General features: G+C 68.2%; 13 protein-coding genes. 2 read left to right on the top strand and 11 right to left on the bottom strand.

From position 1 onward, the window contains the following. Nucleotides 1–50 precede the first annotated feature (50 nt). Nucleotides 51–656 carry a DUF4352 domain-containing protein gene (locus F8O03_RS05755; RefSeq protein ID WP_151422959.1) on the bottom strand — a complete coding sequence of 202 codons (606 nt, stop codon included), beginning with the start codon at nt 654–656 and terminating at the stop codon, nt 51–53. A gap of 10 nt (nt 657–666) precedes the next feature. Further along, the gene (locus F8O03_RS05750; RefSeq protein WP_151422958.1) at nt 667–2046 is read right to left on the bottom strand and encodes a glycine--tRNA ligase; all 1380 of its coding nucleotides are present in this window, start codon (nt 2044–2046) and stop codon (nt 667–669) included. Between the two features lie 237 nt (nt 2047–2283). Between F8O03_RS05750 and F8O03_RS05745 the strand changes: the two genes are divergently transcribed. Beyond that, nucleotides 2284–4740, top strand: coding sequence for a hypothetical protein (locus tag F8O03_RS05745; RefSeq protein ID WP_151422957.1), 2457 nt, complete (start codon nt 2284–2286; stop codon nt 4738–4740). Here F8O03_RS05745 and F8O03_RS05740 read toward each other — a convergent pair. Beyond that, nucleotides 4733–5554, bottom strand: a complete 822-nt coding sequence (locus tag F8O03_RS05740) for an isoprenyl transferase (RefSeq protein WP_151422956.1) — start codon at nt 5552–5554, stop codon at nt 4733–4735. The genes F8O03_RS05745 and F8O03_RS05740 overlap by 8 nt on opposite strands. Then, a complete protein-coding gene (gene recO / locus F8O03_RS05735; protein ID WP_151422955.1) occupies nt 5551–6360 on the bottom strand; it encodes a DNA repair protein RecO in 810 nt (269 codons plus the stop codon). Before recO ends, F8O03_RS05740 begins: the two co-directional genes overlap by 4 nt. 84 nt (nt 6361–6444) lie before the next feature. Here recO and F8O03_RS05730 point away from each other — a divergent pair, with 84 nt between their 5' ends. Continuing rightward, complete coding sequence (locus tag F8O03_RS05730) at nt 6445–7257, top strand: trimeric intracellular cation channel family protein (RefSeq protein ID WP_104253429.1); 813 nt, start codon at nt 6445–6447, stop codon at nt 7255–7257. A 38-nt stretch (nt 7258–7295) separates the two neighbouring features. Here the strand turns inward: F8O03_RS05730 and leuA are convergent, their stop codons facing one another. The 7 genes from leuA to F8O03_RS05695 all read right to left on the bottom strand — a co-directional run bounded on the left by leuA (nt 7296) and on the right by F8O03_RS05695 (nt 14803). Further along, on the bottom strand, nt 7296–9068 hold the full coding sequence (gene leuA / locus F8O03_RS05725; protein ID WP_151422954.1) for a 2-isopropylmalate synthase: 1773 nt from the start codon (nt 9066–9068) through the stop codon (nt 7296–7298). A 155-nt stretch (nt 9069–9223) separates the two neighbouring features. Then, nucleotides 9224–9880 (bottom strand): response regulator, encoded by a 657-nt coding sequence (locus F8O03_RS05720; protein WP_151422953.1) that lies wholly within the window; start codon nt 9878–9880, stop codon nt 9224–9226. Continuing rightward, nucleotides 9877–11262 carry a sensor histidine kinase gene (locus tag F8O03_RS05715; RefSeq protein WP_151422952.1) on the bottom strand — a complete coding sequence of 462 codons (1386 nt, stop codon included), beginning with the start codon at nt 11260–11262 and terminating at the stop codon, nt 9877–9879. Before F8O03_RS05715 ends, F8O03_RS05720 begins: the two co-directional genes overlap by 4 nt. Continuing rightward, nucleotides 11228–12118, bottom strand: coding sequence for a GTPase Era (gene era / locus F8O03_RS05710; RefSeq protein WP_104253433.1), 891 nt, complete (start codon nt 12116–12118; stop codon nt 11228–11230). Before era ends, F8O03_RS05715 begins: the two co-directional genes overlap by 35 nt. After that, complete coding sequence (locus tag F8O03_RS05705; RefSeq protein ID WP_151422951.1) at nt 12115–13389, bottom strand: hemolysin family protein; 1275 nt, start codon at nt 13387–13389, stop codon at nt 12115–12117. The genes era and F8O03_RS05705 overlap by 4 nt, the downstream gene beginning before the upstream one ends. Further along, a complete protein-coding gene (ybeY, locus tag F8O03_RS05700) occupies nt 13386–13853 on the bottom strand; it encodes an rRNA maturation RNase YbeY (RefSeq protein ID WP_068480328.1) in 468 nt (155 codons plus the stop codon). The genes F8O03_RS05705 and ybeY overlap by 4 nt, the downstream gene beginning before the upstream one ends. Beyond that, nucleotides 13850–14803, bottom strand: a complete 954-nt coding sequence (locus tag F8O03_RS05695) for a PhoH family protein (protein ID WP_244295982.1) — start codon at nt 14801–14803, stop codon at nt 13850–13852. The genes ybeY and F8O03_RS05695 overlap by 4 nt, the downstream gene beginning before the upstream one ends. Nucleotides 14804–14848 lie beyond the last annotated feature (45 nt).

Genomic DNA, 14848 nt, shown 5'->3' with positions numbered 1-14848 from the left:
ACTTTCGCACGCCCGCCGCCTCAACGCGACGACGGGCGCCCCGAACCATGTCAGACGGTGATCGACAGCTGCTCGGAGGGGGTGAAGCGCAGCTCCATCGGCCCCGAGGCATCGGCGGGAACGTCGAACACCAGATGGATGCGCGTAGCTGCCCCGAGCGGGAGCTCGCGAGAACTCGGAAGGCTCGGCGGGAGGTCGGTGCCGTACGCGGTGACGCGCTCGTCGGCGACGAACGGCGCCCCCTCCCCGTCGATGAGCGCGAAGACAGCCGGGGCGATCACCAGCGCCGCCTCCCCGTCGTTGCGGAGCTCGATGTCGACGACGCAGAACTGACCGGACGCCTGTGCACTGCCGCCCTGCCAGTCATGCCGTGGCAGACCGCACTGGACCTCACTCGCCGTCATCCGCACCCCACGGACCTCGACCGAGCCGCGGCTCGGGAGCTCGGATCCCTCACCGCGCCAGGCTGGCGTGGCCTCGCCTGCTGTCAGCTCAGCCTCGCCACGGTCTGTCGCTCGGTTCGACACGTGGACGTAGCCAACCACGGCCAGGAGGACGAGCAGCGAGGCGAGCGCCAGCAGGGTGACGCGCCACGAGCGGCCCGCCCGCGAAGTCGCAGGCAGGCGCTCGGCACCGTCGGTGTTGCTCGGGCTCACGCCAGCTGGGTCAGGCCCCGAGGAGGCGAGCCGCGAGATAGGCCTCGAGCTGGTCGAGGGCGACGCGCTCCTGCGCCATCGAGTCGCGCTCACGAACCGTCACGGCGTTGTCCTCGAGCGTGTCGAAGTCGACGGTGACGCAGAACGGCGTGCCGATCTCGTCCTGGCGGCGGTAGCGGCGCCCGATCTGGCCCGCGTCATCCACATCGATGTTCCAGTGCCTGCGGAGCTTGTCGCCGAGCTCACGGGCGACTGGGCTGAGACGCTCGTCGCGGCTCAGCGGCAGCACGGCGACCTTGATGGGCGCGAGGCGCGGGTCGAGGCGCAGCACGGTGCGGATGTCGACGCCGCCCTTGGCGTTCGGAGCCTCTTCCTCGACGTAGGAGTCGACGAGGAACGCCATCATGGACCGCGTCAGGCCGAAGCTCGGCTCGATCACGAACGGCGTGTAGCGCTCGCCGGTTGCCTGGTCGAAGTAGTTGAGCCCCGTGCCGGACGCGGTCGAATGCGACGTGAGGTCGTAGTCGGTGCGGTTCGCGACGCCCATCAGCTCGCCCCACCCGGAGCCCTTGAACCCGAACTGGTACTCGAAGTCGATCGTGCCGGCGGAGTAGTGCGCGCGCTCTTCCTTGGGAACGTCGAAACGGCGCATGTTGTCCGGGTTCAGGCCGAGGTCGGTGAACCAGTTCCAGCAGGCCTCCACCCAGTCCTCGAACCACTTCTGCGCCTCGTCGGGGTGCACGAAGAACTCGATCTCCATCTGCTCGAACTCGCGCGTCCGGAAGATGAAGTTGCCAGGCGTGATCTCGTTGCGGAACGCCTTGCCGACCTGCCCGATGCCGAACGGCGGCTTCTTGCGCGACGTGGTGAGCACGTTGTTGAAGTTCACGAAGATGCCCTGAGCGGTCTCGGGGCGCATGTAGTGGAGGCCAGCCTCGTTGTCGACCGGACCCAGGTAGGTCTTGACGAGCCCGGAGAACAGCTGCGGCTCCGTCCACTGCCCCTTGGTGCCGCAGTCGGGGCAGACGATCTCCGACATGCCTTCAGGCGCGCGCTTCTTCTTCGCCTCGAACGCCTCGACGAGGTGGTCCTGGCGGTGCCGCTTGTGGCAGCTGAGGCACTCGACCAGAGGGTCGGTGAACGTGGCGACGTGGCCGGAGGCCTCCCAGACGGCCTTCGGGAGGATGATCGAGGAGTCGAGACCCACCATGTCCGCGCGTCCGCGGACGAACGTCTGCCACCACTGCTTCTTGATGTTCTCCTTGAGCTCGACGCCGAGGGGGCCGTAGTCCCACGAGGCGCGCGTGCCTCCGTAGATCTCGCCGGCCTGGAAGACGAAGCCGCGTCGCTTCGCGAGGGCGATGACCTTATCGAGCGTGGATTGCGCCATTGAGAAAAACTCCTGCTGGGGTGTCGAAGGCGAACCCAGGGTCGTGCTCGCCGCAAGTCGCCAGTCTAGTCAGCCGCCGAACTCGCGGCGGCCCCAGCCGACGCGATGGCCTGGAAGTTATCCACAGATGCCAGTGCGAGCCACCGGTGCGCTCCTCTCTCCTGCAACCATGTCGCGGACCACCCGAACACTCGAATGACGCGGTCCCCCAGGGCGTCTGTCATCCGAAGGACACCAGTGAGCCTCCACTCAACGCGCAGAATCGCCGTCGACAAGCAATTCCTCACCACTGCGGCCGCGCACGTCGGCATCGCCGCAGGCGCCGCGGCCTTCGCCGGGGCCGCACTGTGCGGTGCGACGGCCCTCTTCCTGAACGAGGCCCTGAACGCTGGGTCCGGCGCATCTGGTCCCAGCGGTTCCGGGACGCAGTTCGCCGAGCAGCTCTGGCGCGTGTTCCTCCTGCTCACCTCGCTGCCGTTCAGCGGGCAGCTCCGGGCGGGGCTCGAGACCATCGGCGGTTTCGTCAGCACGGGCGACGAGGGGTTCACCATCGGCGTGTGGCCGCTCGCCTCCCTGGCCTTCGTGGGCCTCGCGAGCGTCCTCGGCGCGTACCTGCTCGAACGCCGTCACCCTCAGCGCAGCGGCGGGATGCGCGCGGGAGCCGCCGCTGCGGCTGGGGGCGCCTTCGCCGTGCTCATGCTCCTCGTCGCTGCGCCGGGCGTCCGCTTCGATGCGCCGGGCGCGGCCGCCACAGTCTCGGCTCTCGGGCCGGCGCTCGTGCCGATCTCGTTCACGTCCGTCTTCGCGAGCGGCTGGCTCGGCAGGTCCCTTGCAACCCGCAAGCAGCACGAGATCGCGCCAACCGGGAGACCACGAAGCCCGCTGGCCCGCGAGCTTGCGAGCCTCGCCACCGACGTCGGCATCTACGCAGGAGCGCTCGCCCTCACCGGCGCGGTGCTGGGCACCATCACCCTCGTGCTTGTCTTCCTTCAGGCCGGGGCCCTGAGCGCACAGCTTCCCATGCTGCTCGCCGGCGCCCCGCACGCCGCCTTCTGGGCGCTCATTTTCGCGCATCTCGGAGCGGTCACGGTCACTGTCCCGTACACCGCTGTCGAAGGCATCTCCGTCCTCTCGCCGGAACTCCCGTTCGCCTGGGTCTCGGTCCTTCCCGTCGTCCTGGCCTCACTCGGTTCGGCGCTGCTCATCGGCGTCGGGCGCGCCCGGACGCGAACCCCGGAGCTGGCGAGAATCTGGCGCCTCCCCGCCGCGGTCTTCGTCCTGTGGATGCTGGGCTCGCTGGTGTTCCTCCCGGTGACGGTCTCCGGTTCGGCAACGGTGCTCGGCTTCACGCTCGGGGAACTCGAGCTCGCCGCCCGGCCCGCGTTCTGGACCCCTGCGCTCTTCGCCGTCTGGGCCCTGGCCGTCGAGCTCGGCGCATGGGCGCTCCCAGACCGAGCCAGCGCCCTCACGCCGAGGGTCCACGCCCTCGCGACGCGGATCCGCACGCGACTCGGGGGCTTCGAATCGCCAGCCAGCGCGGCATGGGCGGGCACCGCGCCGACCGCTGTGCCGTCGCCGTCGACGCACCAGGTGCCCCCGCTCCTGGAACCGGCGCGAGACGCAGCAGGACTCCCAAGCCTGCCCATGACCGCGAGGACCAAGCGCCGACTGCGCATCGCGGGCGTCTGCACCACGATCGCAGTGCTCGTCGTCACGGGTTCCGCCATCGCGATCACCTCGGTCAACACGCAGCGCGGGGCGGTCGCGAAGGTCCGTGCATACGTGGAGGCGATCGCCGCGGGCGACGCGACGCACGCCGGTGAGCTCGTCGACCCCAACGTGGAGACGTCGCAACGCGACTACGTGAGTGATGCGATGCTCGCGTCCGCCAGCGAGCGGATCACCGTCCTCGACGTGGTCGAGACGGAGCTCAGCCCCGCGGCTCCGAGCACGAGCTGGTTCGAGGACCCCGCCAAGGAGGAGTACGGCTCCGGCCGGGAGAGGCGGAACGTGCAGGTCACCTACCGTCTCGGCGGGACGACGGAGAGCACCGTTCTCGTGGCCGAGCGCATCGAGAACGAGTTCCTCCTCCTCGAGACCTGGAGGGTCGTCACCCCACTCGTCTTCGAGTCCGTCGCCGGCACCAGCCACGCCATGGACTTCACCATCGGCTCCGTGGCCGCAACGCCGGGACCAGTGGAGACGCTGACCTGGGAGGGCAGCCAGCCGGTGAGCTGGGTGCCCTTCAGCGCGTACCCGGCCATCTACCCCGTGACCGGGACCGAATCGACGTTCTACTCGGTTGCCAGCGAGCCCGTCCGGGTCGGCCCAGTCCAGGACGAGCACGTCCCCGAGCGCAACCTGATCTACACCCCCACCGAAGCTCTCACCGAAGCTGTGAACGCCGCCGTCACGGCCAAGATCGACCAGTGCGTGCTCTCCACCGACGCGTCGCCGGACGGCTGCCCGTTCAGCACCTACGTCTCCGGCGCGAACACGGCGCTGAGCTGGCAGGTCGCCAGCGCTCCGACCGTGTCGGTCAGCGAGACCTCGGACCGATTCGAGGTCGAGGACGGCCTCGTGAGCTATTCGTACACGGGAAGCAGCGGTCGGACGAGCGCAGGCTCCAGCCCCATCCGGACGACGGGGACCTTCACGATCGTCGGAGACGCGGTCACGATCGAGTTCAGCTGACGACGCTTGGAGGCGAGCCGGTCGGCGCCGTCGGCGCGTCGACCGCTCCCCCGAACCGCCGATCACGACCGGCGTAGCGCTCGATGGCCTCCCAGAGGTCCGTCCGCGAGAAGTCCGGCCACAGCGTGTCCAGGAAGCACATCTCCGCGTAGGCCGCCTGCCAGAGGAGGAAGTTGCTGGTCCGCTGCTCGCCGCTCGAGCGCACGAACAGATCGACGTCCGGCATCTCCGGGTCGTAGAGGTGCTTGGCGATCGTCTGCTCGGTGACGCGCTCCGGGCGCAGCCGGCCCGCGCGAACCTCCTCCGCGATGCTCCTCACCGCGTCCGCGATCTCGAGGCGACCGCCGTAGTTGACGCACATCGTGAGCGTCATCCGCGTGTTGTCCTTCGTCAAGCGCTCAGCGAGCTGGAGGTCCTTGATGACCGACTTCCACAGACGCGGTTCGCGACCCGCCCAGCGGATGCGCACACCCCACTCGTTGAGCTGATCGCGCTGGCGGTGCAGGACGTCGCGGTTGAACCCCATGAGGAAGCGCACCTCCTCAGGCGAGCGCTTCCAGTTCTCCGTCGAGAAGGCGTAGGCGCTCAGGTGCTTCACACCGACCTGCAGGGCCCCCGCAACGACGTCGAGCAGCGCGGCCTCGCCGGCTCGATGCCCCTCTATCCGCGGCAGGCCACGCTGGTTCGCCCATCTTCCGTTGCCGTCCATGACGACGGCAACGTGAGACGGCACCTCGGACGCGTCGAACTGCGGCGGATACACGCCGGTCCAGTCGACGGGCTTGAACTCCCGCGCCTGCTTGCTGCGGCTCATGCCTTCTCCTCAATGCTGGGCTCCACGGCCTCTTCGCGAACGGATGCTGCTGCGCTGGGCGGCTCCAGCCTGCCGAGCAGTCGATCGTGCTCGAGCACCTGCATGGACCGGAGCCGCTTCTCGAGGTACTGCTGCGAGTACGCCGAGACGATACCGCTTGCGCGAGCCCTCGGCGGCGCCTCGAGCGTATCCAGCGTCGCCCAGTTGCCCGAGAGCAGAGCTCGGAGCGCGCCCACGGTCGCAGCATCCACGCGCATGACGCCGGCCGGAGTGCACCGCGCGCAGACCACGCCGCCGAGCTGCACGCTGAACCGTTCGTGCGGCCCCGGGGCCCCACATCTCGCGCAGTCGTCCAGGGCCGGGGCCCAGCCCGCCAGGGAGAGTGCACGAAGCAGATACGAGTCGAGGATGTCCTGGGATGCCCTCGCGCCGATGGTCAGGGCGCGCAGAGCCCCGATGACGAGCGTGTACTGCTGCGGCGACGGCTCAGCCTCAGCGATCCGCTCGGCAGCCTCGACGATGACGGACGCCGCTGAGTATCGCGAGTAGTCATCGACCAGGTCGCGACCGTACGCGGCCAGCGTCACCGCCTGCGTGACCGTGTCGAGATTGCGGCCCGCGTAGCACTGCACGTCCACGACCATGAACGGCTCGAGTCGTGCCCCGAACTTCGAAGAGGTTCGTCTCACGCCGCGCGCGACGGCGCGCACCTTCCCCCGCTCCTTGCCGAGCAGCGTCACGATGCGGTCGGCTTCACCGAGGCGCTGGGTGCGAAGGACGACCGCCTCGTCGCGATAGGTGGGCATCCATCCAGTATGAACCTCCTCCCACCCAGAGGCAGGAACCACGCGTGACCGAGCCGATGACGGCGCTGTGCGAGCATTGACTCCATGGACTCGCCCGCCACGACGCTCCCCCTCTGGCTGGACCTCACCGCCATCGCCATCGGCGCCATCACGGCGGCCATGGTCGCGGAGCAGTTCCGGGACAAGAAGCTCGACTGGCTCGGCGTCGTGATCATCGGCATCACGGTCGGTCTCGGCGGGGGCATCATCCGCGACCTCCTGCTCGGCATCCGCCCGGTGAGCATGGAGACCGAGTGGTTCCTGTTCACAGCCGGGGCGGCGGCGCTCGGGGGAATGCTCCTGCAACGCGTGCTGCGACGGATGGACGGACTCGTGTCCGTACTCGATGCCGCCGCGCTCGGGTTCTTCTGCGCGGTGGGCACCTTGAAGGCGATGAACTTCGAGCTGCCCATCCTCCCGACCCTGCTCGTGGGCACCGTCACCGCAGCTGGCGGCGGCGTGGTGCGGGACATGCTGCTCGGAATGCCGGTCGGCATCCTCTTCGTCGGCTCGCTGTACGCGATCGCGGCCACGGCGGGAAGCGCCGCGTTCGTGCTCGCCGACTACCTCGGCGTCTCCCAGATCATCGGGATCGTGATCTGCGTCGCGGTGACGTTCGCGGTGCGCATGGCGAGCGTCTGGTTCGGGCTCAGCCTTCCCGAGCAGATAGCGCTGCGGATGCCACGGTTCCGACGATCTCCGCGCACGGGGAAGACCGAGCGGGAGCGGCCGTTCACCGACCGGGAGATCCTCGAGGCGTCTGGCTTCCATGCTCTCGACACGCGCCCCATCGCAGTCCTCGAGGAGAAGCGAGCCAGCCAGGAGCAGCAGAGGGCGAGCGGCCCGAACTCGGAGTGAACTCCGGTCGGGGCGCCCGCCCTCCGAGGTGGTCGCGGCTACGCGACGGTTGTCAGCTGCGCGTCGAGCTCGGCCTCGGTCTGCCCGCGCAGCGCACGGTTGACGCCCGACACGATGGCTTTGAGCGAAGCGGTCGAGATGTCGCTGTCGATGCCGACGCCCCACAGGCGCACGCCGGCGACGTCGAGCTCGATGTAGGCAGCGGCACGCGCGTCGCCGCCGACCGAGAGCGCATGCTCGACGTAGTCGAGCAACTCGACCTGCAGGCCCTGGTCACCGAGCAGCTTCATGAAGGCGTCGAGCGGGCCGTTGCCCTTGGATGCATGGTCCGCGACCGAGGTCCCGTCCCGCAGCGAGACGCTGAGGTCGACCGCTCCGTCGAGCGCGGAGCTCGTCGCGGTGCGGAACAGCTCGAAGCGGCCCCACTTGTGCTGCTCGCTCTCGGCGGGCAGGTACTCGTCGTTGAAGATGCGCCAGATGGCGTCGGTCGAGACCTCGCCACCTTCGGAGTCGGTCTTGTTCTGCACGACGCCCGAGAACTCGATCTGCAGGCGACGCGGCAGGTCCAGGTTGTGGTGCTCCTTGAGCAGGTATGCGACACCGCCCTTGCCTGACTGCGAGTTGACGCGGATGACGGCCTCGTAGCTGCGTCCGAGGTCGCGGGGGTCGACGGGCAGGTACGGGACCTCCCAGGTCAGCTCGTCGACGGAGACCCCGAGGGATTCGGCCTTCGCGGCCATCGCCTCGAAGCCCTTCTTGATGGCGTCCTGGTGCGAACCGGAGAAGGCCGTGTAGACCAGGTCCCCGCCCCACGGCGCGCGCTCGCCCACTGGGAGCTGCGTGCAGTACTCGACCGTGCGACGGATGCCGTCGATGTCCGAGAAGTCGATCTGCGGGTCGACGCCCTGCGTGAACATGTTGACACCGAGCGTCACCAGGTCGACGTTGCCCGTGCGCTCGCCGTTGCCGAAGAGGCATCCTTCGATGCGGTCGGCACCGGCCAGATAGCCGAGCTCGGCCGCCGCGACGCCGGTGCCCCGGTCGTTGTGGGGGTGGAGGGACAGCACGACGCTCTCGCGCCGTGCCAGGTTGCGGTGCATCCACTCGATCGAGTCCGCGTAGACGTTCGGGGTCGACATCTCGACCGTCGCAGGCAGGTTGATGATGACCGGACGCTCGGGGCTCGCGTCGAAGCCCTCGATGACCTGGTTGCAGATGTCGACGGCGAAGTCGAGCTCGGTACCCGTGTAGCTCTCCGGGGAGTACTCGTAGTAGATCTTCGTGTCGGGCACGAGCGCCTCGGCCTCACGGCACAGGCGCACACCCTCGAGCGCGATGTCGATGATGCCCTGGCGGTCCTTGCGGAAGACGACCTCACGCTGCAGGACGCTCGTGGAGTTGTAGAGGTGGACAATCGCCTGCTTGGCGCCCTTCAGCGACTCGAAGGTCCGGGTGATCAGGTGCCCGCGGGCCTGCGTGAGCACCTGGATCGTGACGTCGTCGGGGATGACGTTCTCTTCGATGAGCGAGCGCACGAAGTCGAAGTCCGTCTGGCTGGCCGACGGGAATCCGACCTCGATCTCCTTGTAGCCCATGCGGACCAGCAGGTCGAACAGCGCGCGCTTGCGCTCTGGCGACATCGGGTCGATGAGCGCCTGGTTTCCGTCGCGCAGATCGACGGCGCACCAACGGGGCGCACGCTCGATCCGCTTCGACGGCCACGTGCGATCAGGCAGATCGACGGCGATCTGCTCGTGATGCGGGATGTAGCGATGCGCTGGCATCGACGACGGCTGCTGCAGGTTCTTCATTTCTAGCTCCCAGATTCGCTTCGAGACGTGCTAAGCCGACAGCAGACTCCGCGGCGAGGGGGGCTTAGAGCGAAGCCTCGCCGCGGCAGCGAAGAAGGAGGGTGCCGAACAGCATGGTCACAGCGTAACACCGAGGCGCTCGTCCACTTGCTCGCTCAGTTGAGTCCGTGCTCGTAGGCGAAGACGACGAGCTGCACCCGATCCCTCAGCCCGAGCTTCGCGAGCACGCGCGAGATGTGCGTCTTCACCGTCGCCTCGCTGAGGAACTCCTGCCGCGCGATCTCTCCGTTCGAGAGCCCCCGCGACGCGAGCGCGAACATCTCCCGCTCACGTTCCGTGAGGGTCAGGTAGCGCTCCGGGACGGCCGTGGTTGCCGGCACGGCGGCCGAGTAGCGCCGAATGAGGTCCGCAGTAGCCTGGGCCGCGAAGACCTCCGCGCCGGTGTTGACCGTGCGAACCGCCGCGAGGAGGAACTCGGGGTCGGCGTCCTTCAGCAGGAAGCCGCTGGCACCCGCACCGACGGCCTTCGCGACGGCCTCGTCGAGGTCGAACGTCGTGAGGACGAGGACGCGCGTCGCCGAGCCGCTCGCGACGATCTGCTTCGTGGACTCGAGACCGTCTTGACCCGGCATGCGCACATCCATGAGCATCACGTCCGGCTTCAGCGCCTTCGCAAGCGCCACCCCGGCGGCTCCATCGCTCGCCTCCCCGATGAAGCGCATGTCGTCCTGGCTCTCGATGAGCATCCTGATGCCGCTGCGGAACAGAGGCTGGTCGTCGACGAGTGCGACGGTGATCTGACTGCTGGTCACGGGTCCTGCCTCTCGGTTGTCGTGCGAGCACGGTCGCCCTCGAGCTCTCCCGTGCCGCTCGGCTGAGCTGAAGCGAGCGGCAGCCAGGCGTGGACGCGGAACTGCTCACCCAGTCGCTCTGCCTGCACGTTACCGCCTGCGATGCCGATGCGCTCGGCCATGCCGATGAGACCGTGCCCCGTGTCGCTTCGTGGCCGGGGCGGGTCGGCGATGGCGTTCACGATGGTGACCTCGAAGACCTGTCCCCAGCTCAGTCGGACGACGACCTGCTGCGTCGCGTCACCGTGCTTGAGGACGTTCGTGAGCGACTCCTGCAGCAGGCGGAAGACCGCGCCCTGAGCCTGCGTCGAGAGCGCACCGGGCTGCCCACGGGTCTCGAGCTGCAGATCGAGGCCCGCCGCGCGCATCCGCGAGTAGAGGGCCGGAAGCTCTTCGAGCCCCGGCTCGGGTCCCGCCTCCTGGCTGTGCCGCAGTTGTCCGAGGAGCCCTCGGACGTCGACGAGGGCGCTCCTGGCCGTCGACGAGATCGTCACGAGGGCGGCTTCTGCGGCGTCCGGGCTGCTCTTCATGGCGTACCTGGCGCCATCGGCCTGGGCGACGACGACGGCGAGCGAATGCGCGACCACGTCGTGCATGTCGCGAGCGATCTGCGTGCGCTCCTGCTCGGCCGTCAGCTGCTCCTTGGCGCGCAGACGCTCCAGCTCGGTGATGGCCGCGCGGTTCTTGACCTCCTGCGCCCTCAGGTGCATGCGGCGCAGCAGTCCGGCCAGCCAGGACACGACACCAGCCCCGACGAAGAGAAGCCAGATGAGTGCCGCCGCGAGGAGGAACTCGTCTCTGCTGCCGTCGAGGTTCGACGCGATCGAATCCCAGGTGAAGGTGCTGGGGTTCCAGTGCGGGATCAAGGCGACGATGATGGTCGGCGCGACGATCCCGTAGGCGCCGGAGGTGACGAGCAGCGCCCGGCTGCCGTATGCGACGGCGGCGTAGATGCTGAGGTAGATCGCGACATCCTGCGGATGAGGCCCGAACGCGAAGATCGACTTCAGCAGGGCCGCCAGGACGACGATGAGGAAGCTCGGCCACGGAGCGTAGCGGCGGAGGATGATCGCGACCGTGAAGAGCACCCAGGAGGGCAGCAGCAGCCAGGTCAGGGTTGCGCTGTTCGGGGCGTCGTAGTCGAAGGGCAGCCCCAGGGTGATGGCGAAGAGCACGCCGAGGATGATGTCGGTCACCCACTGGAGCCAGGTCAGGCGGTGGGTGTGCTGCGTCCACAGACGCGTCACGGTGGCGAGGAACGATTCCCGCCTCTTCGGCTCGACCGCCCGAGTGGCAGGGCTCGCCGTCTCAGAACCCGAGGCGTCCGAGCTGCTTCGGGTCACGCTGCCACTCCTTCGCCACCTTCACTCGGATCGAGACGATGACGCGTCCCTCGGTGATCTGCGAGATCTCCCGCTGCGCCTGTTCGCGGATGCGCTTGAGCCGTTCGCCGCCGCGTCCGATGATGATGCCCTTCTGGCTGTCGCGCTCGACGACGATGTTGACGTAGAGCTCACGGGTCACGCCATCGTCGCGGGTGACGATCTCCTCGACCGTGACGGCGATCGAGTGCGGGAGCTCGTCGTGCACGCCCTCGAGGGCGGCCTCGCGAACGAGCTCGGCCGCGCGCTGCTCGAACGACTCCTCGGTCTTCATGTCGCTCGGATAGAGCGGTTCCGAGTCCGGGAGGAGCGCGAGGATGATGCCGGTGAGCGTGTCGAGCTGGATGTCCTCGGCTGCCGAGACCGGCACGATGTCGTCCCATTCGCGAAGGCCCTGCACGTCGACGAGGCGCGCAGCCAGGACGTCACGGCTGACGGTCTCGGCCTTCGTGACGATGGCGATCTTGCGCGCTTTCGGCGCCTCTTCGAGCTGCTCGTTGATGAAGCGGTCCCCTGGGCCGACGGGCTCGTTCGCCGGCACGCAGAATCCGATGACGTCGACCTCCGCGAGCGTCGCGTGGACGACGTCGTTGAGACGCTCGCCGAGCAGCGTGCGCGGGCGGTGCATTCCCGGCGTGTCGACGATGATGATCTGGCCGTCCTCGCGGTGGACGATGCCTCGAACGGCCCGGCGGGTCGTCTGGGGCTTGTCCGAGATGATGGCGATCTTCTCGCCGACCAGTGCATTCGTCAGGGTCGACTTTCCCACGTTCGGGCGACCCACGAAGGTCACGAATCCTGCTCGGTAGTTCGTCATGCTTCGATTCCTGACTCTTGAAGTGGTTCCAGGCGACGCGCCAGGACGGTGAGGATGCGCTTGCGGGGGCCGACTCGCTCGGCCACGAGCTCGATGCCGTCGACGACCGCCCTGTCCCCGCGCTCGGGGATCTTCGACAGCGACTTCGCGAGCAGGCCGCCGACGGAGTCGACGTCATCGAACTCGAGGTCGATGTCGAAGAGGTCTCCGAGCTCGCCGGTCGCGAGCCGGGAGGAGACCCGGTACCCGCCGTCGAGCAGCTTGCGTGGTTCGTCGCCCGGTCGATCGTACTCGTCGCTGATCTCGCCGACGAGCTCTTCGATGAGGTCCTCGAGAGTGACGAGTCCCGCGATTCCGCCGTACTCGTCGACGACCATGGCGAGGTGCGTCGCGGATGCCTGCATGCGCCGCAGCAGCAGATCGGCGCGGAGCGACTCAGGGACGAAGTCGGCCTGACGCGCCAGCTCCACGGCGGGCTTCGACCGGCTCTCCTCCTGCAGCGACTGCCGCACGAGGTCCTTCAGGTAGAGCACGCCGAGAATGTCGTCACTGTCTCGCCCCACGACGGGGGCACGGGAGATGCCGGTTTCGAGGAACTGCTCGAGTGCGTCTCTGACGCCCTCGTCACCGTCGATCGTGACCATGTCGGTGCGGGCGACCATGACCTCGCGGACGAGTCTGTCTGAGAACTCGAAGACGGAGTGGATGAGCTCGCGGTCGCCGTGCTCGAGCACCTTGAGGTCGGCGGCCTCGTCGACCATGTTGAGCAGTTCCTCTTCGCTGGAGACCGAGCCGATGCGCTGCGGTCGTCCCGGTGTCACCCGGTCGCCGAGCACGACGAGAAGGTCTGCGACGGGTCCGATGACCACCCGGACGGCGCGCGCGATCGGCGCGGCGAAGCTCATGACCTGCTGCGGATGCGCGCGGGCGACGCTTCTCGGGCTGGTCCCCGCGATGATGAACGACACCAGGATCATGATGGCCACGGAGACGAGGAACGCCTGCCACCTGACGTCGAAGAGATCGGTCAGGATGAGGGTCACGAGCACCGCGGACATGCTCTCGAACAGGACGCGCGCGAAGGTGAGCGCGTTGCTGTGCGCCCCAGGATCGGCGGCGATGGCCTCGATGGAGCGCCGAGCGCGGCTCCCAGCCGCTACCTGCTCGAGCTCGGGCCGGGAGAGGCGAGCGATGACCGCTTCAGTCGCGGCGAGCAGTCCGCTCAGCGCCACCATCAGGACGATAGCGGCGACGAGCAGAACCGCGGTCATCTGGCGCGCTTCCTCTCCTGGAGGTGGAAGCCGACGAGGATGTCGCGCTGGAGCCCGAACATCTGCTTCTCCTCCTCGGGCTCGGCGTGGTCGAAGCCCAGGAGGTGGAGCACGCCGTGCGTCGTCAGCAGCAGCAGCTCGTCCATCATGGAGTGCCCCGCCGCCTTGGCCTGATCCGTGGCGACCTGCGGGCACAGCACGATGTCGCCGAGCAGTCCCGGAGGAGTCTGCCTGTCGACGTTGCCTGGCCGGAGCTCGTCCATGGGGAAGCTCAGCACGTCGGTCGGGCCGGGCTCGCCCATCCACTGCACGTGCAGCTCCTCCATGGGGCCGACCTCGACGAGGACGATGGCGAGCTCCGATTCCGCATGGACGTGCAGCTGGTCGAGCGCGTACGCGGCGACACGCTGCAGGGCACCCTCGTCGACCTCGTAGCTGGCCTCGTTGTTGACCTCGATGCTCATCGGCCCTCGTTCCTGTCCCGGCGACGGTGATCGTCGGCCTGTTTCTTCTGGTCGTACTCGGTGTAGGCGTCGACGATGCGCGCGACCAGCGTGTGCCTGACGACGTCGTCGCTCGTCAGGTGCGAGAAGTGCACCTCGTCGATGCCACCGAGCACGTGTGTGACGAGCTTCAGCCCGGAGGCTCCCATGGGGAGGTCGAGCTGCGTGATATCGCCGGTGACCACCATCTTCGAGCCGAAGCCGAGCCTCGTGAGGAACATCTTCATCTGCTCGGGGGTCGTGTTCTGCGCCTCGTCGAGCACCACGAACGCGTCGTTGAGTGTGCGCCCGCGCATGTACGCGAGCGGCGCGACCTCGATCGTGCCGCTCGCCATGAGCTTCACGACGACCTCGGGGTCGAGCATCTCGTTCAGCGCGTCGAAGAGCGGTCGCAGGTACGGGTCGATCTTGTCGTTGAGCGTGCCGGGCAGGTAGCCGAGCCGCTCGCCGGCCTCGACGGCGGGACGAGTCAGGATGAGGCGCGTGACTTCCTTGCGCTGGAGGGCCTGCACGGCCTTCGCCATCGCGAGATACGTCTTCCCGGTGCCGGCGGGGCCGATGCCGAAGACGATCGTGTTGTCATCGATCGCGTCGACGTACTGCTTCTGCCCGAGCGTCTTGGGGCGGATTATCTTGCCGCGTGACTGCACGATCGCCTGTCCGAGGACGTCGGTCGGGGTCTCCTCGCCACGATCGATGAGACGCTGCGAGCGCTCGACCTGGGCGGGCTCGAGGTCGACGCCGTTCCGAGCCATCGCGGTGATCTCTCGCAGCAGCGCTTCGGCCGCCGCGACGTCGTCACGCTGCCCGCTGAAGGTGATCTCGTTGCCCCGGGCGAGAACACGAACGCGCGGATGCTCACGCTCGACTGACTTGAGCAGACGGTCACCCGGTCCGAGGAGACGCACCATGGCGACCCCCTCGACCGTCGTGGTCTGCTCGACGAAATCGCTGTG

The organism is Pseudoclavibacter terrae, from assembly GCF_008831075.1.
Classification (GTDB): domain Bacteria; phylum Actinomycetota; class Actinomycetes; order Actinomycetales; family Microbacteriaceae; genus Pseudoclavibacter; species Pseudoclavibacter terrae.
Note: the sequence above shows the minus strand (reverse complement) of the source record. Positions and strands in the feature narration are given on the sequence as shown.